Raw genomic sequence first — 517 nt, 5'->3', positions numbered from 1 at the left:
CAGAACAACCGCCTGGGACAATGAGGAAGACACGTTACGTTTTTTAAACTCTTCCTCTCATCATACCCAGGGAGTGGCCTTGAGGGAGGATCCGGAGGGCTAAACGCGACGCAGCCGCAGTCTTTGCACCCATTCTTCCCCGAAGCGCAGCCGGTCTGCCATTTTTTCTGGACTCACCTGTTGGTCATCCCGCCAAACGATAAGCTGCGGCCCGGATCCCTCGGCACAACAAGGAGCATGTTGCTCCAAAAAGCTAAGAAAACTAGGATCGAAGCGCAGGCGAACCTTGGCCTCATCTTCTCCGCGCAAGAGGTATTTGCGGGAAAACCGAGGGTGGCTCTCGAAGTTGATATCTTGCATGCCAAAGGCTTTGGCGATGTCGTGAAACAGGGGAATATTCGGATGTAGCCGAAAGTGAGGTAGCCGCAGATCTTCGCAATAGGCCCAGAAAACAGACTGGGGATGAGTGCCGCGACTCTTGCCCCAGACAATCCTGCGACTCTTGCCCCTGCCGCTG

The 517-nt window shown here is 54.9% G+C and carries 1 pseudogene; it reads right to left on the bottom strand.

Annotation, left to right across the window (positions count from 1 at the left end):
• Positions 1 to 99: 99 nt before the first annotated feature.
• Positions 100 to 517 (bottom strand): annotated as a pseudogene (locus NW844_RS13150) (hypothetical protein); the annotation flags it as partial.

Source organism: Synechococcus sp. H55.2, assembly GCF_047462495.1.
Classification (GTDB): domain Bacteria; phylum Cyanobacteriota; class Cyanobacteriia; order Thermostichales; family Thermostichaceae; genus Thermostichus.
This window is presented reverse-complemented; position numbering and strand designations above follow the sequence as displayed.